The sequence below is a fragment of the Citrobacter sp. EC_71 genome, from assembly GCF_019584005.1.
GTDB lineage: Bacteria > Pseudomonadota > Gammaproteobacteria > Enterobacterales > Enterobacteriaceae > Citrobacter > Citrobacter werkmanii.
This window is the reverse complement of record NZ_VDAY01000001.1, coordinates 309820-332463: the sequence shown is the minus strand read 5'-3', so window position 1 is coordinate 332463 and position 22644 is coordinate 309820. Positions and strand designations below refer to the sequence as shown.

At 53.4% G+C, this 22644-nt stretch carries 22 protein-coding genes; 8 read left to right on the top strand and 14 right to left on the bottom strand.

Annotated elements, in window-relative coordinates:
• Window positions 1-9: 9 nt before the first annotated feature.
• Together FHD02_RS01510 and xanP are read right to left on the bottom strand one after the other, a co-directional pair.
• Entirely contained in the window at window positions 10-1719 is a 1710-nt protein-coding gene (locus FHD02_RS01510) for an AsmA family protein (RefSeq protein WP_137360310.1), read from the bottom strand.
• A 121-nt stretch (window positions 1720-1840) separates the two neighbouring features.
• Window positions 1841-3232, bottom strand: a complete 1392-nt coding sequence (xanP, locus tag FHD02_RS01505) for a xanthine/proton symporter XanP (protein ID WP_137370334.1) — start codon at window positions 3230-3232, stop codon at window positions 1841-1843.
• A gap of 225 nt (window positions 3233-3457) precedes the next feature.
• Between xanP and gltS the strand changes: the two genes are divergently transcribed.
• Window positions 3458-4663: a sodium/glutamate symporter gene (gene gltS, locus FHD02_RS01500; protein WP_042311549.1), complete on the top strand. Its 1206-nt coding sequence runs from the start codon at window positions 3458-3460 to the stop codon at window positions 4661-4663.
• A gap of 39 nt (window positions 4664-4702) precedes the next feature.
• On the opposite strand, the gene recG is transcribed toward gltS, so the two are convergent.
• From recG to gmk, 5 genes are read right to left on the bottom strand one after another with little or no spacing between them, the layout of a single operon-like run.
• Window positions 4703-6784 carry an ATP-dependent DNA helicase RecG gene (gene recG, locus FHD02_RS01495; protein WP_220393481.1) on the bottom strand — a complete coding sequence of 694 codons (2082 nt, stop codon included), beginning with the start codon at window positions 6782-6784 and terminating at the stop codon, window positions 4703-4705.
• A 5-nt stretch (window positions 6785-6789) separates the two neighbouring features.
• On the bottom strand, window positions 6790-7479 hold the full coding sequence (trmH, locus tag FHD02_RS01490; protein WP_137360309.1) for a tRNA (guanosine(18)-2'-O)-methyltransferase TrmH: 690 nt from the start codon (window positions 7477-7479) through the stop codon (window positions 6790-6792).
• Between the two features lie 4 nt (window positions 7480-7483).
• Window positions 7484-9583 (bottom strand): bifunctional GTP diphosphokinase/guanosine-3',5'-bis pyrophosphate 3'-pyrophosphohydrolase, encoded by a 2100-nt coding sequence (gene spoT, locus FHD02_RS01485; RefSeq protein ID WP_220393480.1) that lies wholly within the window; start codon window positions 9581-9583, stop codon window positions 7484-7486.
• An 18-nt stretch (window positions 9584-9601) separates the two neighbouring features.
• Window positions 9602-9877: a DNA-directed RNA polymerase subunit omega gene (rpoZ, locus tag FHD02_RS01480; RefSeq protein WP_000135058.1), complete on the bottom strand. Its 276-nt coding sequence runs from the start codon at window positions 9875-9877 to the stop codon at window positions 9602-9604.
• Between the two features lie 54 nt (window positions 9878-9931).
• On the bottom strand, window positions 9932-10555 hold the full coding sequence (gmk, locus tag FHD02_RS01475; protein ID WP_042311556.1) for a guanylate kinase: 624 nt from the start codon (window positions 10553-10555) through the stop codon (window positions 9932-9934).
• A gap of 261 nt (window positions 10556-10816) precedes the next feature.
• On the opposite strand from gmk, the gene ligB reads away from it, so the two are divergent.
• Window positions 10817-12496, top strand: a complete 1680-nt coding sequence (ligB, locus tag FHD02_RS01470) for an NAD-dependent DNA ligase LigB (RefSeq protein ID WP_137360307.1) — start codon at window positions 10817-10819, stop codon at window positions 12494-12496.
• Here ligB and FHD02_RS01465 read toward each other — a convergent pair.
• Complete coding sequence (locus tag FHD02_RS01465) at window positions 12493-13110, bottom strand: trimeric intracellular cation channel family protein (protein WP_038635410.1); 618 nt, start codon at window positions 13108-13110, stop codon at window positions 12493-12495. The two genes, ligB and FHD02_RS01465, sit on opposite strands and share 4 nt — an antisense overlap.
• A 257-nt stretch (window positions 13111-13367) precedes the next feature.
• Complete coding sequence (locus FHD02_RS01460) at window positions 13368-14231, bottom strand: YicC/YloC family endoribonuclease (protein ID WP_042311560.1); 864 nt, start codon at window positions 14229-14231, stop codon at window positions 13368-13370.
• 125 nt (window positions 14232-14356) lie between these two features.
• Here FHD02_RS01460 and rph point away from each other — a divergent pair, with 125 nt between their 5' ends.
• Both rph and pyrE read left to right on the top strand, forming a co-directional pair.
• Window positions 14357-15073 carry a ribonuclease PH gene (gene rph / locus FHD02_RS01455; protein WP_003024054.1) on the top strand — a complete coding sequence of 239 codons (717 nt, stop codon included), beginning with the start codon at window positions 14357-14359 and terminating at the stop codon, window positions 15071-15073.
• A gap of 65 nt (window positions 15074-15138) precedes the next feature.
• Window positions 15139-15780: an orotate phosphoribosyltransferase gene (gene pyrE / locus FHD02_RS01450; protein ID WP_020996052.1), complete on the top strand. Its 642-nt coding sequence runs from the start codon at window positions 15139-15141 to the stop codon at window positions 15778-15780.
• Window positions 15781-15852: 72 nt separating this feature from the next.
• On the opposite strand, the gene slmA is transcribed toward pyrE, so the two are convergent.
• The 3 genes from slmA to coaBC all read right to left on the bottom strand — a co-directional run bounded on the left by slmA (window position 15853) and on the right by coaBC (window position 18222).
• On the bottom strand, window positions 15853-16449 hold the full coding sequence (slmA, locus tag FHD02_RS01445; protein WP_003024060.1) for a nucleoid occlusion factor SlmA: 597 nt from the start codon (window positions 16447-16449) through the stop codon (window positions 15853-15855).
• A gap of 116 nt (window positions 16450-16565) precedes the next feature.
• On the bottom strand, window positions 16566-17024 hold the full coding sequence (gene dut / locus FHD02_RS01440; RefSeq protein ID WP_006687626.1) for a dUTP diphosphatase: 459 nt from the start codon (window positions 17022-17024) through the stop codon (window positions 16566-16568).
• Entirely contained in the window at window positions 17002-18222 is a 1221-nt protein-coding gene (gene coaBC / locus FHD02_RS01435) for a bifunctional phosphopantothenoylcysteine decarboxylase/phosphopantothenate--cysteine ligase CoaBC (protein ID WP_137360311.1), read from the bottom strand. Before coaBC ends, dut begins: the two co-directional genes overlap by 23 nt.
• Before the next feature lie 171 nt (window positions 18223-18393).
• On the opposite strand from coaBC, the gene radC reads away from it, so the two are divergent.
• The 4 genes from radC to mutM all read left to right on the top strand — a co-directional run bounded on the left by radC (window position 18394) and on the right by mutM (window position 20610).
• On the top strand, window positions 18394-19059 hold the full coding sequence (radC, locus tag FHD02_RS01430; protein ID WP_220393479.1) for a DNA repair protein RadC: 666 nt from the start codon (window positions 18394-18396) through the stop codon (window positions 19057-19059).
• A 218-nt stretch (window positions 19060-19277) separates the two neighbouring features.
• Window positions 19278-19514 carry a 50S ribosomal protein L28 gene (gene rpmB / locus FHD02_RS01425; protein WP_003024071.1) on the top strand — a complete coding sequence of 79 codons (237 nt, stop codon included), beginning with the start codon at window positions 19278-19280 and terminating at the stop codon, window positions 19512-19514.
• 20 nt (window positions 19515-19534) lie between these two features.
• The gene (gene rpmG / locus FHD02_RS01420; RefSeq protein WP_003024094.1) at window positions 19535-19702 is read left to right on the top strand and encodes a 50S ribosomal protein L33; all 168 of its coding nucleotides are present in this window, start codon (window positions 19535-19537) and stop codon (window positions 19700-19702) included.
• 98 nt (window positions 19703-19800) lie between these two features.
• Window positions 19801-20610, top strand: a complete 810-nt coding sequence (gene mutM / locus FHD02_RS01415) for a bifunctional DNA-formamidopyrimidine glycosylase/DNA-(apurinic or apyrimidinic site) lyase (RefSeq protein WP_137360304.1) — start codon at window positions 19801-19803, stop codon at window positions 20608-20610.
• 48 nt (window positions 20611-20658) lie between these two features.
• Here mutM and coaD read toward each other — a convergent pair whose 3' ends face one another.
• Window positions 20659-21138 carry a pantetheine-phosphate adenylyltransferase gene (gene coaD / locus FHD02_RS01410; RefSeq protein ID WP_003024099.1) on the bottom strand — a complete coding sequence of 160 codons (480 nt, stop codon included), beginning with the start codon at window positions 21136-21138 and terminating at the stop codon, window positions 20659-20661.
• Between the two features lie 8 nt (window positions 21139-21146).
• Complete coding sequence (gene waaA, locus FHD02_RS01405) at window positions 21147-22424, bottom strand: lipid IV(A) 3-deoxy-D-manno-octulosonic acid transferase (RefSeq protein WP_069323706.1); 1278 nt, start codon at window positions 22422-22424, stop codon at window positions 21147-21149.
• Window positions 22425-22644 lie beyond the last annotated feature (220 nt).

Genomic DNA, 22644 nt, shown 5'->3' with positions numbered 1-22644 from the left:
GGGCAATAATCACTGCGCAACGGGTGGGGCGATAACGTTACTACCTGATACCACACCCGCCTGCATGGTCTGCGTGACCTGCTGCTTCTCTGCATTCACCGCATGTAACTGGCCGTTGACTGTGGGCTTGAGCGACGTATCGGCCTGAATGTTGCCGCTGGCGGTGAGCTGAATGTTACCGTCACCGGAAAGCGGCAGTGCGGGCCAGCCCCACTGTTGCAGGATAGTCATTGGCACGCCGCGCCCGTTCAGGCTGACCTGTGCCTGACGCTGAGGCAGTTGCGAAATGCTGGCGGTGGCCTCCAGCAGCCCTTTTTCTGTATAGGCGCTTAGTTCGCTGATATTGATAGTACTGTTGTTCGCCGTTAGCGCCAGCGAAGGACGGCGCACATCGGTGCGATTAAAGGTGGCAGCTGCAGCGTTGAGCGTGGCGTTGCCGCTCCAGATCCCCCACTGATTATTCTGTACCAGTCCGAGGTTAGCGCCGTAACCGTCCAGTGCGGTGAGTTGCCACGGGAAGGCCGGGTCGATGTCGATCACCAGATTACGGCTGGCGCTGAATTTCTTCAGCGTCAGGCTGTTTAGCCAGGCTGGCAGAGGCTTCATCCATAGCTGTTTCCAGTTTTCCGGTAGCGTATATTCCAGACCGGCAATCGCGGCATCGTCGAGAACCAGCGCTTTGTTGTTACGCATCCAGTTTCCGGATGTTCTGAGCATTCCCCCTTCCCAGCGGGTCGTGAACTGGCGCAGCGCAATGCCCTGCGGCGAGAACTCGGCGTTCAGAATCGGATCGAAGAAATGCAGTGAACCGTAGATAAACTCGCTGGCGTTCATCGACAGTTTTCCTTCCTGTGTTTGCCAGTCATCTTTGCTAAACGTCATGTTGCGCAAGCTCAGATCAAGGTCCGTGACCGCCCAGTCAGGACCTTGCAGACGGGCATCCGTCACTTCCAGACGACCAATTTGCAAGGATGGAATAGTGGTTAGCGGCGCAAAAAAGTCGGCCAGCGATTTGTCACTTTGCAGCCGGATATCGTTCAGGCGCAGATTCTCTACCACCCAGCTACCGTCGGTATTACGCTGCGCCACGCCGGTTAATGCGCCACGCGCGACGTCTGCGCCAATATTACTTAGCATCACCCGACCATGGTCAATGCTGCCTTCAATCAATACGTTGGTGGTGGGGACATCGTTCAGCGTCAATGAGCTGGCGCTGAGCTGAATTTGTGCTTTGCTGCCGAGAATTTTACCTGCCTCAGGGCTCCAGGGGATCACGCCGCCGTTCACGCGCTGGGCGCTCAGGTTCCACTCGCTGCCGGGGCTGTTGAGCGCCATATCCTGTAACTGCAGGCGATCGGCCTGGAACGGCAGCGGTGCGGTTTGTTGGGACAGATTCAGCGTGCCGTTTTGCAAGAGGATAGTGTCTACGTGCAACGGGTCGGTGATTTGGCGACTGCTCAGCCCGATGTCGACCGTTTTGGCGACCAGCGTCGCGGGCTGACCATCCCGGCCAAAGGTGACGTTTTCCAGCAGAATATGGGAAGGGGAAGAAAACCGGTGATCGATGGCATCAAAGGCCAGATGGTAGCTGCTGTTCTCCGAGACCCAGGCGCTGACGTGCTCTGCGCCCCAACGGGTTTGCAGTAGAAAATAAAGGCCGAGAATCGCCACTGCACAGGCGATCAGCACATAAAGAAGCAGCTTTCCAATAAATTTCATGGTCTTCCATCCCGCGAAGTGCACATAGTCAAGTTATGCACGATTTAGAGGCAATGCTCAAGGCGGGAATGGTGAAAGAGCGTTACAGCGGCGTTGATTCAGAACCAACGCCGCATTTTGCTTATTGCTTCTCTGGTGGGAACACCAGATTCAGAACGATAGCGGTGATACCGCCTGCGGCAATGCCAGAAGAGAGCAGATTTTTCACCCAATCCGGGGCAAATTGCAGAATCAGCGGCTGCTGGGAGACACCCAGGCCAACGGCCAGCGACAGCGCAATAATCAAAATAGCGCGGCGGTTCAGCGGCTCGCGAGACACAATACGCACACCAGATGCGGCGATAGTACCGAACATTACCAGGGTTGCGCCGCCCAGTACCGGTTCAGGAATATGCTGTACAAAACCGCTGACTGCCGGGAACAGGCCCAGTGCGATCAGCATCAGCGCCACCACAAAACCGACGTAACGACTGGCTACGCCTGTTAACTGAATGACCCCATTGTTCTGTCCAAAACAAGAGTTCGGGAAGGTATTGAACACAGCGGAAACAAACGAGTTCAGACCGTTCGCCAGCACGCCACCTTTCAGGCGTTTCATGTACAGCGGACCAGAAACCGGCTGTTCGGAAACATCGGAGGTCGCCGTAATATCACCGATGGTTTCCAGCGACGTAATCATAAAGACCAGCATCAGCGGCAGCAGTAAGCTCCAGTCGATGCCGAGGCCGTAGTACAACGGCGTTGGCACCATGATCAGGTCCTGGCTTACCGGTGCGGTATTTTGCGGCAGCATGTCCATAAACCAGGCCAGCAGGTAGCCTGCCGCCATCGCAATCACCAGGGACGCAACACGCAGGTACGGGTTGCGTTGGCGGTTAAGCAGGATGATCAGCGCCAGCACGACGCCGGCCAGCAGTAAATTCTTCGGTGCGCCAAAGGTGTTATCACTCATTGCGGCATAACCACCGCCAATCGACGTCAGACCCACCTGAATCAGCGACAGGCCGATAATCATCACCACCACGCCTGAGACCAGCGGGGTAATAATCCGCCGCGCCAGATGCAGTACACGCGAGATTACCATTTCAGTACAGCTCGCCAACATCAGCGTACCGAACAGGGCCGCCATCATGGTTGGGACATCTGCGCCACCGGTTTTTAGCGCCGTGCCACCCATAATCAGCGGCGCAACAAAATTAAAGCTGGTGCCCTGAATAGATAACAGTCCAGAACCAACCGGCCCCCAGGCTTTGATCTGAATGATAGAAGCTACGCCGGAAGCGAACAGCGACATACTGATAATGTGTTGAGTATCCTGAGCCGGTAAACCGAGCGCCTGGCAAATTAACAGCGCCGGGGTGATCACCGCAACGAACATGGCCAGCAGGTGCTGACAGGCGGCAAACAGGGTATGGGCTAGCGGGGGGCGATCTTCAAGACGGTAAATCAGTTCACTGTTGTGAGTCTGCGCAACCGGTTGCGCATTTGTTGACTCTACGGCGTTAACGGACATCAGAGGCAATCCCATGGTGGAAAAGCGGTGATTTTATCTGACCAGGGCGGAAAAGCAAACGTTTGCCAGCAGTTATTCTTAATATTTAAAACGGATAAACAAACTTTTTTATATAACTTTTCATCATTTTCTGCTTAAAATCCACCCCGAAAACTCAATAAGAGCTAAAAATCGGTCTGGAATGCATCGTGCGTGATTGTGCTAAACGCACTAATGGAGCTGTAAATGTTTTATCTCGATACGTTATCTACTCTGGTTGCGGCAACCCTTGTATTGCTGCTGGGACGTAAGCTCGTCCAGTCTGTCTCCTTCCTGAAAAAATACACCATTCCCGAACCTGTAGCCGGTGGATTGCTGGTGGCGATTGCGTTGCTGGTGCTGAAAAAAAGCATGGGCTGGGAAGTAAACTTCGATATGACCCTGCGCGATCCGCTGATGCTGGCGTTCTTCGCTACCATCGGCCTGAACGCTAATATCGCCAGCCTGCGCGCCGGTGGCCGCGTGGTGGGTATTTTTCTGATTGTCGTTGTGGGACTGCTGTTGATGCAGAACGCCATCGGTATCGGTATGGCGAGCCTGCTGGGCCTGGATCCGTTGATGGGCCTGATTGCAGGTTCGATAACGCTCTCTGGCGGACATGGAACCGGGGCTGCGTGGAGCAAGTTGTTTATTGAGCGTTACGGTTTTGCCAATGCGACGGAAGTCGCAATGGCTTGCGCAACCTTTGGTCTGGTGTTGGGGGGACTGATTGGTGGCCCGGTGGCACGCTATCTGGTTAAACACTCCACCACGCCTGACGGTATGCCGGACGATCAGGCTGTGCCGACCGCGTTTGAAAAGCCGGACGTTGGACGCATAATCACCTCGCTGGTGCTGATTGAAACTATCGCGCTGATCGCTATCTGTCTGACGGTAGGTAAAATCGTTGCGCAAATGCTGGTCGGAACGGTGCTCGAACTGCCGACCTTCGTCTGCGTGCTGTTTGTTGGTGTGATCCTCAGTAATGGCCTGGCACTCATGGGCTTTTATCGGGTGTTTGAACGGGCGGTTTCAGTGCTGGGCAACGTGAGCCTGTCGCTGTTCCTGGCGATGGCGTTGATGAGCCTGAAACTGTGGGAACTGGCATCTCTGGCGCTGCCGATGCTGGCGATACTGGTTGTGCAGACGATTTTCATGGCGTTGTACGCGGTATTTGTTACCTGGCGCATGATGGGCAAGAACTATGATGCCGCTGTTTTGGCTGCCGGCCACTGCGGTTTTGGCCTCGGCGCGACGCCAACGGCGATTGCTAACATGCAGGCAATTACCGAACGCTTTGGGCCATCCCATATGGCGTTCCTGGTGGTGCCGATGGTGGGGGCGTTCTTTATTGATATCGTCAACGCGTTAGTGATTAAACTGTATCTGCTGCTGCCAATTTTTGCGCAATAACGGCTGTGCGGCGGAGTAACATCCGCCGCGATAAGTCGATTATGCGTTGGAGTAACGTTCGGTTTCCGGCATCCAGCGCTCTATCAGCGCGGCAGCCTGTTGCGGATAACGTTCGTGAATATGGCGGGCTATACGCTGAACTTCCGGAATAATAGCCTGATCGCGCAATAAATCCGCTACTTTGAATTCTGCCGTTCCGGTCTGGCGCGTACCTAACAGCTCGCCGGGTCCGCGGATCTCTAAATCTTTTTGTGCAATCACGAACCCGTCATTGCTGTCCCGCAGAACCTGCAGGCGTTTCTGCGCCGTTTTTGACAGCGGCGATTTGTAGAGCAGGACGCAGTGGGAAGCCACGGCGCCGCGGCCTACGCGGCCACGCAACTGGTGCAGCTGCGCCAGGCCTAATCGCTCCGGGTTTTCAATGATCATCAGGCTGGCGTTTGGCACGTCCACACCCACTTCAATCACCGTGGTGGCGACCAGCAGATGTAATTCACCCTGCTTAAAGGCGGCCATCACCGACTGCTTCTCGGCGGGCTTCATGCGTCCATGCACCAGCCCAATATTCAGCTCTGGTAAGGCAAGCTTAAGTTCTTCCCACGTGGCTTCTGCCGCCTGAGCTTCTAATAAATCAGACTCTTCGATTAGTGTACAAACCCAGTACGCCTGACGCCCTTCGTGGGTGCAGGCGTTGCGCACACGGTCAATGATATCGCTACGGCGGGTGTCGGGAATCGCCACCGTAGTGACCGGCGTACGCCCCGGCGGCAGTTCGTCAATCACTGACGTGTCGAGATCGGCATAGGCGGTCATGGCCAGCGTACGCGGGATCGGGGTGGCGGTCATAATGAGCTGGTGCGGGTGGAAACCCTGCTGCTGGCCTTTCTCCCACAGCGCCAGACGCTGATGCACGCCAAAACGGTGCTGTTCGTCGATAATCACCAGCGCCAGCCCGTTGAACTGAACTTGTTCCTGGAAAATTGCGTGCGTGCCGACAATCATCTGCACCTGACCGCTGGCGATGGCTTCCTGCTGTGCCTGGCGTGCTTTACCTTTTTGCTTACCCGCCAGCCAACCCACTTCAACGCCCAAAGGTTCGAACCAGTTGCGGAAATTATTTGCGTGCTGTTCAGCCAGTAACTCAGTGGGTGCCATCAACGCCACTTGCTTACCATGCGCAATTGCACGCAGGGCGGCAAGTGCTGCCACCAGCGTTTTACCGGAACCGACATCGCCCTGCACCAGGCGCATCATTGGGACATCCAGCGCCATATCGCGTTCAATTTCGGCAGTGACCCGAGCCTGTGCGCCGGTTGGCTTAAAGGGGAGCGCCGCCAGCAGTTGATCTTTCAGCCGATTGTCAGGACTCAGCGGTTGGGCGTGAAAACGTTGCGCCCCGGCGCGAAGCGCCAGCATGCTGAGATTGTGCGCCATGAGTTCTTCCAGAATCAGGCGCCGCTGTGCCGGATGTTGCCCGGTTTCGAGATCGCTAAGCTGTAGCGTCGGCGGCGGGCGGTGCAGTGTGCGCAACGCTTCCGGCAGGCTCATCATGCCTTGTAGTAATTCCGGAGGGAGCAACTCGGCAATGGCGCAGGTATCGAGCAGATCCAGCGCCTGATCGGTCAGTTTGCGCAGCGTTGCCTGCTTAACGCCTTCCGTGGTCGGATACACCGGCGTGAGCGTTTCCTGCAGTTCCGGCGTGTTGAGATCGCCCTGTACGCGGTATTCCGGATGGATCATTTCTGCGCCGTACTTGCCACGTTTAGCCTCGCCATAGGCCAGTACCCGACGCCCGGTGGCGAGGCTGTTTTTCATTGCTGCGCTGAAGTTGAAGAAGCGCATAGTGAGAATGCCGGAGCCATCGCTTATCTGGCAGGTCATCATCCGGCGGCCACCGAAAGTGATATTGCAGTTTAGCACTTCGCCTTCAACGGTGGCATAGACGCCCGGCAGCAGTTCACCAATGGGGTACAGATGAGTACGGTCTTCGTAGCGCAGAGGGAGATGGAGCAGGAGGTCCTGCACGGTGTGCAGGCCAATTTTCGCCAGTTTACTGCTTTGTGCTGCGCCAACGCCCGTCAGAGAGTTGAGCGGGATGGCATCCAGTAAACGGCCTTTCATCGCGTTTATTTCGCAGATTGCATAGTGGCCCACCACGTTGCATCGGCTTCAATTTCGCCCTGCGTGTTTACGTGAGGGTAGGGAAGTCCCTTGCGCTTAGCGACATTCGCCAGCACCGGATAACCGCCTTCAAACAGCAGGCGCTGCTGCTCATCTTCCGGCAACATGCTGTTTTCTCGTCGGTACATGCCAGCATTTTGTCGCTGGCGCTGCGCTTCGTACAGAATCAGCGCAGAGGCAACCGAAACGTTCAGTGACTGCACCATGCCAATCATCGGAATGATGATATCCTGGTCCGCCAGATCGAGTGCTTCCTGAGTGATGCCGGTTTTTTCCTGACCCATCAGGATGCAGGTCGGTCGCGTGTAATCAATCTCGCGAAAATCGACGGCTTTATCAGAGAGATGGGTCGCCAGAACCTGCATGCCCTGGCTTTTTAACTGCGTGACCGCATCGCTAATGGTGGGGTGGGTCTTAACCTGCACCCAACTGTTACTGCCCGCGGCAGAAGAGGCCATGGTACGCATACGGCTACCCGGCCAGACGGCGTGGACTTCATGTACGCCGACGGCGTCTGCGGTACGAATGATCGCAGAAACGTTATGAGGTTTATGGACCTGCTCCATGCAGACGGTCAGATCGGGCTGACGCCTGGCAAGCATTTCGCAAATGCGCTCATAGCGTTTTGAGTTCATATCTCTAGTTTCGGTTGCGGGTGACTTTAATCACGTCCGGCATGACGCGGATTTTGCGCATAATATTCGCCAGATGCACGCGATCGCGAGCGGTCAGGCGAATAAAGGCGCTATAAACACGGCCGTCTTTCTCTTCAGTATTCAGACTTTGAATATTGGAGGTCGTCGTGTTGATTGCCGCCGTCAGGTTCGCCAGAGCACCCTGGTGGTTAAACATGTCCACCTTAATTTCGGTGATGAACTCCTGCTCTGTCTCTTTATCCCATTCCACCGCCATAAATTTCTCTGGCTCTTTCTGGTAGCCACGAATGTTACGGCAGGACTCATGGTGAATCACCAGACCTTTACCCGGACTGACGTGGGCAATGATCGGATCGCCAGGAATGGGACGACAGCATTTGGCGAAGGTGATCAGTACGCCGTCTGCGCCTTTGATTGGCAGATGACCATGACCAGATGGCGCAGGAACTTCACCCTGCTGAAGGTTTTTCGCAACCACCACGCTCATGGCGTTGCCCAGACCGATTTCCGCTAACAGATCGTCAAGCGTGGCGAGCTTCATACGCTCAAGCTCACGCTGGATACTTTCCTGCGGGATTTCAGCCAGTTTACGGCTACCACCCAGGGCATGGTTAAGCAGTCGACGCCCCAGACTGACGGAATCATCACGCTTAAGGTTTTTCAGCAGTTGGCGAATTTTTGCTCGTGCTTTCGAGCTGACGACGAAGTTGAGCCATGCCGCATTCGGCCGAGCGCCCGGCGCGGTAATGATTTCAACGGTCTGACCGCTAAACAGCGGTTGGGAAAGCGGATAAGGCTGTCTGTCGACACGTGCGCCAACGCAGGCATGACCGATATCGGTATGCACCGCATAAGCGAAGTCGACAGGCGTCGCACCAGCAGGCAGCTCGACAATGCGCCCTTCTGGTGTGAAAACATAAATCTCATCCGGGAAGAGATCAGATTTAACGCTTTCAATAAATTCAAACGAGCTACCGGCGCTTTGCTGCAGTTCCAGCAGACTTTGCATCCAGCGCTGGGCGCGGATTTGTGCCGTGGTGCTGGTTTCGCCATGCTCTTTGTACGCCCAGTGTGCCGCGACCCCCATCTCCGCCATCTGGTCCATGTCTTCGGTACGAATTTGTACTTCAACAGGCACGCCGTGCGGGCCGATCATTGAGGTATGCAAAGACTGGTATCCGTTCGCTTTGGGAATGGCGATATAGTCTTTCACGCGACCTGGACGCGGTTTGTACAGGCTGTGCATCTGACCGAGTACGCGATAGCAGGTATCGGAGTCATGAACGATGACGCGGAAAGCGTAAATGTCCATGATCGAGTGAAAACGCTGCTCTTTGAGTACCATTTTGCAGTAGATAGAGTACAGGTGTTTCTCGCGACCGCTTACGCGACACGGAATGCCTGCTTCCTGCAAACGCCCTTCGATTTCTGAGAGGATTTTTTGGATCATCTCTTTGCGGTTGCCGCGGGCGGCTTTTACCACTTCTTTAATCACGCGATAGCGGTTCGGGTACAGTGCTTCAAAACCCAGCTCTTCCAGCTCGGTCTTAATGTGATGAATACCTAAACGGTGCGCCAGCGGACTGTAGATTTCGAGGGTTTCACGGGCGATGCGGCGGCGCTTATCGGGGCGTAATGAGCCCAGCGTGCGCATATTGTGGGTACGGTCGGCAAGTTTGATGAGAATGACGCGGATATCCTGCACCATCGCCATAATCATCTTGCGAAAGTTTTCAGCTTGCGCCTCTTTCTTATCGCGAAACTTAAGCTTATCAAGCTTCGATACCCCTTCTACCAGCTCTGCAACGCTTTTACCAAAAAGCTGTTCCATATCCTGGTAGGTGGCCGGAGTATCTTCAATCACGTCATGCAGCAGCGCAGCCATCAGCGTTTCGTAGTCGAGTTTCATCTCGGCCAGAATGCAGGCTACCGCTACCGGGTGCGTGATATAGGGTTCACCGCTTGAACGTGTCTGGCCCTCGTGAGCGTCACGTGCAACGAGATACGCCTGCCGAAGACGCTTAATCTGGTCTTCCGGCAGGTAGTTTTGAATCAGCTGATTCAGGCTTTCAAACAGATACAAGGGCGACCCGCTTTGTGATTAACGACGACCTTCAGCAATAGCGGTAACGGCTTGTAATTCAGCGGCTTCCTGCTCTTGCTGTTCCTGGCGCTCACGCACGTCGAGGATCTGGTTGTTGATCAGACCTTCTTCGATTTCGCGCAGCGCGATAACGGTAGTTTTATCGTTTTCTTCCGGTACGAGCGGATCCTTTCCGCCTACCTGCATCTGACGAGCGCGACGCGCGGCGACCAGTACCAGGTCAAAACGGTTACCAATTTTCTCTACAGCGTCCTGAACAGTTACGCGTGCCATACTTAAAATGCTCCACAGGTGAAGAAATGACTGGGCATGATACTGAATGTGGGTTCAGTCTGCCAACAGTTTGCTGATTAAAGCGTCATGACGCTGCTTTTGGCGGCTCATGCGCAGACGTTCGGCGCGAATGATGGTTTTCAAATCGCCCAGGGCGGTATCGAAATCATCGTTCACAATAAGATAATCATATTCGGCGTAATGGCTCATTTCTGCAACAGCTTGCGCCATACGTTTTGCGATCACGTCTTCGCTATCCTGACCTCGACCACGAAGACGGCGGTCCAGCTCAATCTTAGATGGCGGCAAAATAAAAATACTGCGCGCATGCGGCATTTTTTGACGAATTTGCTGCGCACCTTGCCAATCGATATCTAAAAAGACGTCTACGCCGGATGCTAATACTTGCTCAATGGTCTCACGCGAGGTGCCGTAGTAATTACCGAAAACCTCAGCGTGTTCCAGGAACGCGTCTCTGCCAATCATGGCTCTGAATTCGTCATGGTTCACAAAGAAATAGTGTTCACCGTGCACTTCCCCCGGGCGCGGTGCGCGCGTGGTGTGCGAAACAGAAACCTGGGTGTCATACAACGGTTGGGTCTTTAATAAAGCCTGAATCAGGCTGGATTTACCCGCGCCACTGGGGGCAGAAACAATATAAAGCGTGCCTTGAGCCATGAGTATCTTAATGTATGTGATTGTCGAAAGAGAGCCTACATACGGGCTTATTATACACGTAGCCGCTATGTGACGTAGCCTTTGTCACACTTTTTGCGCATGTTTATTGCGTTTTGCGTACCCGTTTCCCGTTTTACCGGCAATTTGCAGCAATACGTCAAAATGTCAGGGAGGCTGCTCGCACGATGAATTTTTGTCGCTCTGTTTCGGTTGCACTCCGCGCTATACCTGTCGGGAAGCACATTGGTTAACGGAGGTAATATGGGGCGATGGAAATGCCTTGGCATAGTTTTACTGGTCTGGAATTTGCCGGTCTGGGCGGTATGCCCGGTCTGGTCTCCAGCCCGGGCAGGCGAGGAAATTTCACGATTACAGCAGCAGATAACACGGTGGAATGACAGTTACTGGAAACAGGGTGTCAGCGCCGTTGATGACGGCGTTTATGACCAGCTCAGTGCGCAACTCATCCAATGGCAGCGCTGTTTTGGCGATGATGCTCCACCAGATCTGTCTGCGCCTCCAATAAGTGGCACAGTCCCGCATCCAGTGCCTCACACGGGGGTCCGTAAGCTGGCAGATAAGCAAGCGTTACAGCAATGGATGCGTGTGCGCAGCGATCTCTGGGTACAACCAAAGGTCGACGGCGTGGCGGTAACGCTGGTCTATCGCAATGGCAATCTGGTAAGAGCGATTAGCCGAGGTAATGGCCTGAAAGGTGAAGACTGGACGCAAAAGATTCTTCAGATCCCTTCCGTACCACACACAACCAAAGGTCTGCTGGCGAACAGTACGTTGCAGGGCGAGATTTTTTTACAGCAGGAAGGGCATATCCAGCAACAGAGCGGGGGAATGAACGCACGTTCAAAGGTCGCTGGAATGATGATGCGCCAGAGTAACCCGGAATTGTTACGCTCGTTGGCTATTTTTATCTGGGCCTGGCCTGATGGTCCGGCGGTCATGTCGGAAAGGCTGGAACAACTCACTTCTGCCGGGTTCAGTTTCACGCAACGCTATACCCAGCCCGTGAAAAATGCGGACGATGTCGAGCATGCCCGTGCCCGGTGGTGGACTTCGGCACTCCCTTTTGTGACGGATGGCGTCGTGGTGCGATCGGGGAAAGAACCGCAAGCGCGATACTGGTTACCCGGGCAGGGAGACTGGCTGGCGGCGTGGAAATATCCGCCCGTGGCTCAGGTATCCGAGGTCACAGATATTCAGTTTTCAGTCGGTAAAAGTGGGAAAATTGCCGTAGTCGCGCTGCTGGCACCCGTCATGCTGGATGATAAGCGCGTACAACGCGTGAATATTGGCTCTGTACGTCGCTGGAATGAATGGGATATCGCGCCTGGAGATCGGATCCTGATAAGCCTGGCCGGACAGGGGATCCCTCGTATCGACGAAGTGGTCTGGCGCAGCACTCAACGCACTAAGCCAGCGCCGCCTGAGGGGCGCTTCAATTCAATGACCTGCTTTTATGCCACGCCGGCGTGTTATGAGCAGTTTATTGCCAGACTGGTTTGGCTGGGCGCGAAAGGAGTGCTGGAATTAGAAGGTATTGGTGAAGCGGGATGGCGTGACCTTCATCAGGCGTATCACTTTGAACATATCTTTTCCTGGCTCGGATTAACTCAGGAGCAGCTCCAGTCCACATTAGGCGTAAGCAAAGGGGAGAAGATGTGGCATCAGTTCAACCTGTCGCGCCATCTTCCGTTCACACGTTGGGTTATTGCCATGGGAATACCGTTAACACAGGCAACCCTGAATGCCAGTCGGGATGCTTCGTGGCAACAATTGCAGGACCGTGATGAGCAAAGCTGGCGGCAGCTCCCTTTAATGGGGGAACGCCGGGCACGACAGATCATTCAGTGGCTGGAGACCAGGGAGGTCATAGCGCTGAGCAACTGGCTGGCTGCTCAGCGTATTACGGGCTTTATACCTTAATGACCTTCATGGCGATAATAAAATACCGGCAGGCCCAACTTCAGGCGCAGCGCCAGTAACCGGGCGGTAAAGCCGAAGAGTAGGGTAGAGATAACCACCACATCGTGGCTGGAAACGTAATGTTGCAGCACGATGTAAAGCACGGCAGCGGCAAAAGAAACCCCAGCATACAGTTCTTTCTGGAACACTAATGGAATGCGTTTGCAGAACATGTCGCGTAACACGCCACCGAAGACGCCGGTAGTGACCGCAGCGACCACGGCGATAATCGGCCCGTGGCCCATATCCAGTGCCACCTGTGCGCCAATAATAGAAAAGACCACCAGGCCCAGCGCATCCAGTACAAGGAATATTTTACGCAGATAGGGCATGACAGGAGCGATAATGGTGGTGAGTACCGCAGCGGCCGCCACGATAATGACGTATTCAGGATGCTTTACCCAGCCAAGCGGATAGTGGCCGAGAAGAATGTCGCGTACCGAACCACCGCCGATGGCGGTCGCAGTGGCAATAATAATAACGCCAAATGTATCCATACGGCGACGCCCCGCCGCAAGCGCGCCTGTCATGGCTTCGGCAGTAATACCAATTAAATATAAAACGTGTAACAGCATGTATTCCCCCTGATGTGCTGGGGGCTAAGGTTATCGATTTGTGCGCATTGTCACGATTGAGATTTTCTAAGGTGAAACGATTTTAATAACTACAGCTAATGTGAATATGTCAGAAATGCGTTATGGCATGCTGTTTAAAATGTGGTGGATGATAATAAACGATGAGAAAATATAATTCGAAGTAAAGGAGCGGAAGCGAAACGCCGGGAAAAATACGTAGTCCCGCCGTTTACTGGCGGGCTACGTTGAGTAATGGCTTACTCGATGTTCTGAATCTGCTCGCGCATTTGCTCGATCAAAACTTTCAGTTCAATTGCGGAGTTAGTCACCTCAGCATTGATAGACTTGGATGCCAGGGTGTTCGACTCACGGTTGAATTCCTGCATCATGAAGTCCAGACGACGGCCAACCGCCTCTTTTTTCTTCAGAATGTTGTAGGTTTCTTTGACGTGAGCTTCCAGACGATCCAGTTCTTCAGCCACATCGATACGTTGTGCCATCAGCACCAGCTCTTGCTCAAGACGGTTATTTTCCAGTTGTACCTGTGCGTCTTCCAGTTTGGCTACCAGACGCTCGCGCTGCCATTGCAGAATTTCCGGCATATGCGCACGCACCTTCGTCACTTCGGCGCTGACGCCCTCCAGACGCTGCTCGATCAACGCTTTCAGCGCCTGACCTTCGGTTTCACGCGCAACGATAAAGTCATCCAGCGTACCGTCAAGCGCGGCGAGGATTTCGGCGGCGATGGCATCCAGGTCTTGCTCCTGCGCTGCCATTACCCCTGGCCAACGCAGGATATCAACCGGATTAATTTCACCTTCATCACTCTGCATTTTGACCCAGTTAGCAGCGCTCACGAGCTGTTTAGCGAGCTTTTCATTCAGGATCAGCTCGCCTTGCGCGCTGGCATCCGGCTCAAAACGCAGTGTACATTCGATTTTACCGCGCGTCAGACGCGAGCGAATGCGTTCGCGAACCACGGGTTCGAGACTACGGAACTGTTCCGGCAGGCGAAAATAAGTTTCCAGATAACGCTGGTTTACCGAGCGCATTTCCCAGGTTGCGCTACCCCATTCACCCTTGATTTCACGCCGGGCGTAGGCGGTCATGCTGCGGATCATAGACGTTCCTGTTTTTAAAGATGAGATGGGAGGATTATAGCCATCCACGTCTTGTCAGGATAGGAATAACCGTCGGAAGTCCGTATAATGCGCAGCCACATTCGTTTCAAGCCGGAGATTTTATCATGCGTCCAGCAGGTCGTAGTGCCAATCAGGTGCGTCCCGTCACCCTGACCCGTAATTATACAAAACACGCTGAAGGCTCCGTGCTGGTCGAATTTGGTGATACCAAAGTGCTGTGTACCGCTTCTATTGATGAAGGCGTCCCACGTTTTCTGAAAGGTCAGGGCCAGGGCTGGATCACCGCAGAATATGGCATGCTGCCACGCGCCACGCACACCCGTAACGCCCGTGAAGCGGCGAAAGGTAAGCAGGGCGGCCGTACCATGGAAATCCAGCGCCTGATCGCTCGTGCGCTGCGCGCCGCCGTTGACCTGAAGACGCTCGGTGAATTCACTATTACGCTGGACTGTGATGTTATTCAGGCAGATGGCGGTACGCGTACTGCATCGATTACTGGCGCATGCGTTGCGTTGGCGGATGCGCTGAACAAGCTGGTGGCGAGCGGTAAGCTGAAAACTAACCCGATGAAAGGGATGGTTGCCGCGGTTTCCGTGGGGATTGTCAATGGTGAAGCGCTCTGTGATCTCGAGTACGTTGAGGATTCAGCGGCAGAAACTGACATGAACGTGGTGATGACTGAAGACGGTCGAATTATTGAAGTGCAGGGCACGGCGGAAGGCGAGCCGTTCAGCCATGAAGAACTTCTCACCCTACTGGCCTTGGCCCGAGGGGGAATCGAATCCATTGTAGCGACGCAGAAGGCGGCGTTAGAAAATTGATTTTAAAGGCGACTGAAGAGTCGCCTTTTTTTTGTCTGTAATAAAGTGAGATGAGGAGCGAATCCATGAAACCGTATCAGCGCCAGTTTATTGAGTTTGCGCTTAGCAAGCAGGTACTAAAGTTTGGCGAATTTACGCTGAAATCCGGGCGCAAAAGCCCCTATTTCTTCAACGCCGGGCTGTTTAATACCGGGCGCGATCTGGCACTGTTAGGCCGTTTTTATGCTGAAGCGCTGGTGGATTCCGGCATCGAGTTCGATCTGCTGTTTGGTCCTGCGTACAAAGGTATTCCGATTGCGACTACTACGGCTGTAGCACTTGCGGAACATCACGATAAAGATATGCCGTACTGCTTTAACCGCAAAGAGGCGAAGACCCATGGCGAAGGCGGTAATCTGGTAGGTAGCGCACTTGAGGGGCGTGTCATGCTGGTAGATGATGTTATCACCGCAGGTACGGCTATTCGTGAGTCGATGGAGATTATTCAGGCTAATGGCGCTACGCTTGCTGGGGTATTGATTTCTCTCGATCGTCAGGAGCGTGGTCGGGGCGAGATTTCGGCGATTCAGGAAGTAGAGCGTGATTATGGTTGCAAGGTGATTTCTATCATTACCCTGAAAGACCTGATTGCGTATCTGGAAGAGAAGCCTGAAATGGCAGAACACCTGGTAGCCGTGCGGGCGTATCGCGAAGCATACGGCGTATAAGAGTATAAGAACTGTAGATGCCGCTGCGCGTATCCGGCCTACGGGTTACGTAGGCCGGACAAAACGAAGCCGCTACTGCAATTGAGCAGCAACCAGCGGCCAGCGGGTGTCAAAATCATCCGTTGGACGATATTTAAATTCGCTACGTACAAACCGGGACAACATACCTTCGCAGAAAGCCAGTAACTGGCTGGCCAGCAGCGTTTCATCCACGGTGTAACCTTCACCTTCACGCATTCTTTTTTCGCGCAGAACCTGGCGCAGCTGGGCCTCAATACGTTCGAAAAGCTGGTTAATGCGGCCTTGCAGACGATCCTGTTCAAACATGAGCGCATGCCCGGTCAGAATGCGCGTCAGACCGGGGTTACGTTCACCGAAGCCTAAAATCAGCAGAACGATCAGACGCAGACGTGCGCTGGTGTCCTTTTCGTCTTTTAAGATCAGATTGATACGGGTAATCAGACTATCTTCGATAAACTCAATCAGACTATCGAACATGCGGGTCTTGCTGGGAAAATGGCGATACAAGGCCGCTTCGGAAACGCCTACAGAGGCTGCCAGTTTCGCTGTCGTGATGCGTTGGCTTCCATCGCTGGACTCAAGCATCAGTGCCAGAGACTGAAGTATTTCTTCGCGACGATTCCTTTTCGCAGTTTGTTTTTCTACCATGTTACAAAATACCCCTGAAAATAAGCTCTTGCCAGGCAGGCATCCACACAGCGACCGCAAACGGCTGTTTGCGGTGTGTTATTGCGTTATTACGCTGTGGGATACTTTTCTGCGGGTTACTTGCGCCCGGAATGGCCGAAGCCACCTTCGCCACGATCGGTGGCTTCAAACTCTTCCACCAGATTAAATTCAGCCTGCACGACCGGTACAAATACCATCTGTGCGATACGTTCGCCCGGTTCAATCGTGAAGCTGTCCTGACCACGGTTCCAGATAGACACCATCAATTGTCCTTGATAGTCGGAATCAATCAGACCGACCAGGTTGCCCAGTACGATGCCGTGCTTATGACCCAGCCCGGAACGTGGCAACATCACCGCCGCCAGAGAGGGATCGGCAATATGGATGGCTAACCCGGTTGGCACCAGCGTGGTTGCACCCGGCGCCAGCTCTACGGCGTCATCAAGACAAGCACGCAGGTCAAGTCCGGCAGAGCCAGAAGTGGCGTACGTTGGGAGCGGAAATTGTTGCCCTACGCGCGGGTCCAGAATCTTAACGTCGATTTTTTTCATCATAACGGGTCACGATCTCGTCGAGTAATAATTGGCCCAGGAGTTCTTTACGCTCAAGCGGTAAGACTTTATCTCCATCCTGCCAAAAAAGGTGTAATGCGTTGCTGTCGCTGTTAAATCCTTGATTTGATAACGAAACGTCGTTCGCACAGATCACATCAAGGTTTTTGCGGATGCGTTTTTGCCGGGCATATTCTTCCACATTATTTGTTTCGGCGGCAAACCCAACGACAAAAGGACGATTAGCATCCAGTGCGGCAACACCGGCGATAATATCCGGGTTTTTGACCATTTTTACTGTTAATTCATCACCCTGCGTCGCCTGTTTTTTGATTTTTTCGGGGGCGACAGTCTCGGCGCGATAATCAGCGACTGCGGCGCAGCCGATAAAGATATGCTGTTGTTGCACCGCAGATTGCACGGCGGCTTCCATCTCCAGTGCGGTCATCACATCAATGCGCTGCACAAATGGCGGTGTGGGTAACGAAACAGGTCCCGACACCAGTGTGACGTTTGCCCCGCGTTTTGCGGCAGCGGCTGCGATCGCAAACCCCATCTTCCCGGAACTGTGATTGGAAATGTAACGCACGGGATCCAGCGGTTCACGCGTCGGGCCCGCCGTAATCATGATGTTGAGATGTTGCAGATCGTTGACAGGCGAGAAATGTTCTGCGGCCATATCGACAATCGTCAACGGATCCAGCATGCGGCCAGGACCGACATCGCCACATGCCTGGCTACCGCTGTCAGGGCCCCAAATGAGCAAACCTCGCGAGGCAAGAATGCCCAGATTGTGCTGGGTCGCGGCAGCACGGTACATCTGCTGGTTCATGGCTGGCAGCACAGCAACAGGAGCAGGCGTTGCCAGACAGATCGTTGAAACCAAATCGTTAGCCATACCTGCGGCGACGCGGGCAATCAGGTCTGCCGTAGCAGGGGCCAGGATAACCAGGTCGGCCCATTTCCCCAGCTCAATGTGGCCCATCGCGGCTTCGGCCGCGGGGTCAAGCAGGCTGTCGGAAACGGGATAACCCGAAACCGCTTGTAAGCTCAGGGGAGTAATAAACGCTTTTGCCGCTTCGGTCATCGCCACGCGGACGTCAGCGCCGCGTTCCCGCAAACGACGCACCAGTTCAGGGGTTTTGTACGCAGCAATGCCGCCACTGACGGCAAGTACGATTTTTTTACCGGCCAGGCTCATCATGATCTTTCCTGTTGGGTTTCACCAGAAGGCGGATATTTTATCACAATCCGCAATGAGTCGTGCTTTTGCCCGCGCTTCAGTTTGCGAGCCGCTACGAAGAAGTGATAACAGAGCGTCGATTCGCGACAGGCGTTATGCCACTATGCGGACGAGAAAGGAGGGGGAGGCATGGAAAATACAGGACGTATGATGCCCCGGGAAAAGCTATTGGCGCAGGGGCCAGGTTCACTTAGCGATGTTGAGCTACTGGCGCTTTTTTTACGCACCGGGATTCTGGGTAAAGATGTGCTGACGCTGGCAAAAGAGTTGATCCAGCATTTTGACTCGCTGTATGGCCTGTTATCAGCAGACTATATGGCGTTTAGCCACGTTCACGGTATTGGCCTGGCGAAGTATGCGCAGCTTAAAGGGATTGCCGAACTGGCAAGGCGCTACCATAACGTGCGAGTGATGGAAGAGCGTGCGTTACTTAGCCCGGAAATGGCGCGAGAATTTCTGCAAAGTCAGCTCGCGCAAGAGGAGCGCGAGATCTTTCTGGTGATCTTTATGGATTCTCAACATCACGTGATTAAACACAGCAAACTTTTTTCCGGTACGCTTAGCCATGTTGAGGTGCATCCACGAGAAATTGTGCGTGAAGCGATAAAAATGAATGCGTCAGCGGTGATCCTTGCGCATAATCACCCTTCGGGTTGTGCAGAGCCGAGTAAAGCAGATAAACTTATCACCGAGCGTGTTGTGAAATGCTGTCAGTTCATGGATATCCGGGTGCTTGATCATCTGGTCATTGGGCGCGGAGAGTACGTTTCTTTTGCGGAACGCGGTTGGATTTAACGCACTTTACGCGATCCATCGGGATCTTTGTCTGTTCGGGACTTGAGCATAACGCCGGGTCAGCGTATACTACGCCACCTTTGAGAATCTCGGGTTTGGCATTTGGGCCTGGCAATCGAGAGTTCACTTAGAACTATGCGATGACCGGGCTGTAAAGCCTGACGAGGCGCCGATACCCCATACGAAGCTCGAGCTAATTTGATTTTTGGAGAATAGACATGTCCCGAGTCTGCCAAGTTACTGGCAAGCGTCCGGTGACCGGTAACAACCGTTCCCACGCACTGAACGCGACTAAACGCCGTTTCCTGCCTAACCTGCACTCTCACCGTTTCTGGGTTGAGAGCGAAAAGCGTTTTGTCACCCTGCGTGTATCTGCTAAAGGTATGCGTGTTATTGATAAGAAAGGCATCGAAACAGTTCTGTCTGAACTGCGTGCCCGTGGCGAAAAGTACTAAGTACTAAGAGGAAATAAATCATGGCTAAAGGTATTCGTGAGAAAATCAAGCTGGTTTCTTCTGCTGGTACTGGTCACTTCTATACCACTACGAAGAACAAACGTACTAAGCCGGAAAAACTGGAACTGAAAAAATTCGATCCAGTTGTCCGTCAGCACGTTCTCTACAAAGAAGCGAAAATCAAATAATTCTCGCTTTGATGTAATAAAAAACCTCGCTTCGGCGGGGTTTTTTGTTTTCTGGCCGTCCCCATATTAATGTGACCTGATACATCGCCGGAGATACTATGCCTGAATTACCTGAAGTCGAAACCAGCCGCCGCGGTATTGAGCCGCATCTGGTTGGGGCAACGATTATGCACGCGACTGTGCGTAACGGTCGTTTGCGTTGGCCGGTATCAGAGGAAATCTATCGTCTGAGTGATAAACCTGTCCTCAGCGTACAGCGGCGCGCTAAATACCTGCTGCTGGAGCTGCCGGATGGTTGGGTAATCATTCATCTGGGGATGTCGGGGAGTTTGCGTATCCTTCCTGAAGAGCTTCCTGCAGAAAAGCATGACCACGTTGACTTAGTGATGAGTAACGGCAAAGTCCTGCGCTATACCGATCCTCGCCGTTTTGGCGCCTGGTTGTGGACTACCGAATTGGATGGACACAATGTTCTCGCTCATCTTGGCCCTGAGCCACTGAGCGACGATTTCAACGCCAGTTATCTGCAGCAGAAATGCGCGAAGAAGAAAACCGCGATTAAACCCTGGCTGATGGATAACAAGCTGGTGGTGGGGGTCGGTAATATCTATGCCAGCGAGTCGCTGTTTGCCGCTGGCATCCATCCTGACCGCCTGGCGTCATCTTTGTCGCAGGATGAGTACGAACTGCTGGTGCGCGTCATCAAGGCAGTTTTACTGCGTTCGATTGAACAGGGGGGAACGACGCTGAAGGACTTCCTGCAAAGCGACGGTAAGCCGGGCTATTTTGCCCAGGAGTTGCAGGTCTATGGGAGAGAAGGTGAACCCTGTCGCGTATGCGGCGCGCCAATCATTGCGACAAAACACGCCCAGCGCACAACGTTCTACTGCCGTCGCTGTCAGAAATAACATTCGTTGCTGGCCGGGTAAACTTTATGTCTTATCCGGCCAGACGCATTACTTTAGTTTACTCATTAACGCCTGATGGACGTTTTCCGGCAGAAAGTGTGTCACATCACCCTGATGGCGGGCGACTTCTTTCACCAGTGACGATGAGATAAATGACCACTCTTTAGACGGCATCAGAAAGACGCTTTCCAGTTGCGGCATTAAATGGCGGTTCATATGGGCCAGCTGCATTTCATACTCAAAATCTGCTACCGCGCGCAGGCCTCGGATCAGGATGTTAGCCTGATTATCACGGGCAAAATTTGCCATTAAGTCGCTGAATCCCAGAACTTCCACATTGCCGAGATGCGCCGTTGCCTGTTGCGCCAGCTCGACGCGCTCTTCAAGGGTAAACATCGGTTTTTTACTGGGACTTGCGGCAATCGCCAGGATCACGTGATCGAACATGCTGGTCGCACGCGTCACGATATCAAGATGGCCGTTAGTTATGGGATCAAAGGTTCCTGGATAAATCGCCCGTTTTTGCATGATTTGCCTCAATGCGTTTTGGGTGGCAGATAAGGTTCCAGCAGTTGCAGCAGGCGCTGTAGCGCGCCCTGATTTTGATACAGGACTTCAACTGCATGACGGCCATAAAAATTACGATAATCGGCATCGGTCAGTAAAGAAGAGACCTCTTTCACCAGCGTGGTTGCGTCGGTGACGGTGATCAATCCGCTTGCCTGCTCGAGACGAGCACAAATATCTTTAAAATTAAAGGTATGTGGCCCCATCAGTACCGGAATGGCGTGTGCTGCGGCTTCCAGTGGGTTGTGTCCCCCACGTTCAACCAGTGAACCACCGACAAAAGCAAGGTCGGCAATGCCGTACAGCAACATCAGCTCGCCCATGGTGTCGCCGATAACGACCTGAGTATCTGAGGATGGAACTTCGCCAGAAGAACGTGTGGTATAGCTTAGCCCAGCCTGACGTACGAGGTTAATGGCATCCGGGAAGCGTTCCGGATGTCTGGGAACCAGGATCAGCAAAAGATTAGGAAACTGATTTAATAACGCCTGGTGGGCTGCAATGATAATGCTTTCTTCACCATCGTGCGTGCTGGTTGCAATCCACACCGGGCGATGAGGCGCCCATTGACGACGCAACGTAATCGCTTTGGCGGCCAACTGTGGCGTGACGGAAATATCAAACTTCAGGCTGCCGGTGACGGTGACCTGATTGCTCCTGGCGCCAAGGGTAATAAAACGAGCGCCATCTTCTTCGTTCTGTGCGGCAATCAACGTAATTCGACGCAGTAGCTTACCAACAAATTTGCCTAATTTTGCGTAGCCAGCGGCTGAACGCGCAGAAAGCCGTGCGTTGGCGATGACCAGAGGAATACCGCGTTTATGGAGTGCCGCGATCAGATTTGGCCACAGCTCGGTTTCCATGATTAACACCAGCTTGGGGTCAACTTTATTCAGGAAACGGTTCAAAGCATCCGGTAAATCGTATGGCAAATAAATGTGCTGAACGTCAGTACCAAACGCGGATTGTACGCGCTCAGAGCCGGTTGGCGTCATGGTGGTTACCGTGATCGGTAAGTCGGGATAACGATGTCGCAGAGCACGGACTAATGGAATAGCTGCCAGCGTTTCGCCCACAGAAACTGAGTGAAGCATGATGCCGCCTGGTTTTAGCGGACGGCGGTAAAAACCGTAGCGTTCACCCCAGCGTTTACGGTAGGCCGGAGCCTTACGTCCGCGCACCCAAAGCCGTATCCAGATCAAAGGCTGAATAAGGTAGAAAAGGGCGGTGTAAAGCAATTCGAGCATAATGGTAGCTAACTTATGAATGTGCTGGGGATTCTATGTATTTAACTATGGCTTTACCATCATTTTTATCCAGGTTGAAGCAAAACAATGGAATCGTCGGGCACTGTTTTAGCCTACGGCTATTTTAAAAATGCTGATGATCGTACTGACGTGGCTTAACGTCTTGTGCGGCGTGTGTTTTAAGCTGAAAACAGTAATTTTATATCTTTTTGTTTTTAAA

What these genes read in the sequence shown, in the direction of transcription:
- FHD02_RS01510 (WP_137360310.1), bottom strand. Translation starts at nt 1,719, where the DNA reads ATGAAATTTATTGGAAAGCTGCTTCTTTATGTGCTGATCGCCTGTGCA.
- xanP (WP_137370334.1), bottom strand. Translation starts at nt 3,232, where the DNA reads ATGTCCGTTAACGCCGTAGAGTCAACAAATGCGCAACCGGTTGCGCAG.
- gltS (WP_042311549.1), top strand. Translation starts at nt 3,458, where the DNA reads ATGTTTTATCTCGATACGTTATCTACTCTGGTTGCGGCAACCCTTGTA.
- recG (WP_220393481.1), bottom strand. Translation starts at nt 6,784, where the DNA reads ATGAAAGGCCGTTTACTGGATGCCATCCCGCTCAACTCTCTGACGGGC.
- trmH (WP_137360309.1), bottom strand. Translation starts at nt 7,479, where the DNA reads ATGAACTCAAAACGCTATGAGCGCATTTGCGAAATGCTTGCCAGGCGT.
- rpoZ (WP_000135058.1), bottom strand. Translation starts at nt 9,877, where the DNA reads ATGGCACGCGTAACTGTTCAGGACGCTGTAGAGAAAATTGGTAACCGT.
- gmk (WP_042311556.1), bottom strand. Translation starts at nt 10,555, where the DNA reads ATGGCTCAAGGCACGCTTTATATTGTTTCTGCCCCCAGTGGCGCGGGT.
- ligB (WP_137360307.1), top strand. Translation starts at nt 10,817, where the DNA reads ATGGGGCGATGGAAATGCCTTGGCATAGTTTTACTGGTCTGGAATTTG.
- FHD02_RS01465 (WP_038635410.1), bottom strand. Translation starts at nt 13,110, where the DNA reads ATGCTGTTACACGTTTTATATTTAATTGGTATTACTGCCGAAGCCATG.
- FHD02_RS01460 (WP_042311560.1), bottom strand. Translation starts at nt 14,231, where the DNA reads ATGATCCGCAGCATGACCGCCTACGCCCGGCGTGAAATCAAGGGTGAA.
- rph (WP_003024054.1), top strand. Translation starts at nt 14,357, where the DNA reads ATGCGTCCAGCAGGTCGTAGTGCCAATCAGGTGCGTCCCGTCACCCTG.
- pyrE (WP_020996052.1), top strand. Translation starts at nt 15,139, where the DNA reads ATGAAACCGTATCAGCGCCAGTTTATTGAGTTTGCGCTTAGCAAGCAG.
- slmA (WP_003024060.1), bottom strand. Translation starts at nt 16,449, where the DNA reads ATGGTAGAAAAACAAACTGCGAAAAGGAATCGTCGCGAAGAAATACTT.
- dut (WP_006687626.1), bottom strand. Translation starts at nt 17,024, where the DNA reads ATGATGAAAAAAATCGACGTTAAGATTCTGGACCCGCGCGTAGGGCAA.
- coaBC (WP_137360311.1), bottom strand. Translation starts at nt 18,222, where the DNA reads ATGAGCCTGGCCGGTAAAAAAATCGTACTTGCCGTCAGTGGCGGCATT.
- radC (WP_220393479.1), top strand. Translation starts at nt 18,394, where the DNA reads ATGGAAAATACAGGACGTATGATGCCCCGGGAAAAGCTATTGGCGCAG.
- rpmB (WP_003024071.1), top strand. Translation starts at nt 19,278, where the DNA reads ATGTCCCGAGTCTGCCAAGTTACTGGCAAGCGTCCGGTGACCGGTAAC.
- rpmG (WP_003024094.1), top strand. Translation starts at nt 19,535, where the DNA reads ATGGCTAAAGGTATTCGTGAGAAAATCAAGCTGGTTTCTTCTGCTGGT.
- mutM (WP_137360304.1), top strand. Translation starts at nt 19,801, where the DNA reads ATGCCTGAATTACCTGAAGTCGAAACCAGCCGCCGCGGTATTGAGCCG.
- coaD (WP_003024099.1), bottom strand. Translation starts at nt 21,138, where the DNA reads ATGCAAAAACGGGCGATTTATCCAGGAACCTTTGATCCCATAACTAAC.
- waaA (WP_069323706.1), bottom strand. Translation starts at nt 22,424, where the DNA reads ATGCTCGAATTGCTTTACACCGCCCTTTTCTACCTTATTCAGCCTTTG.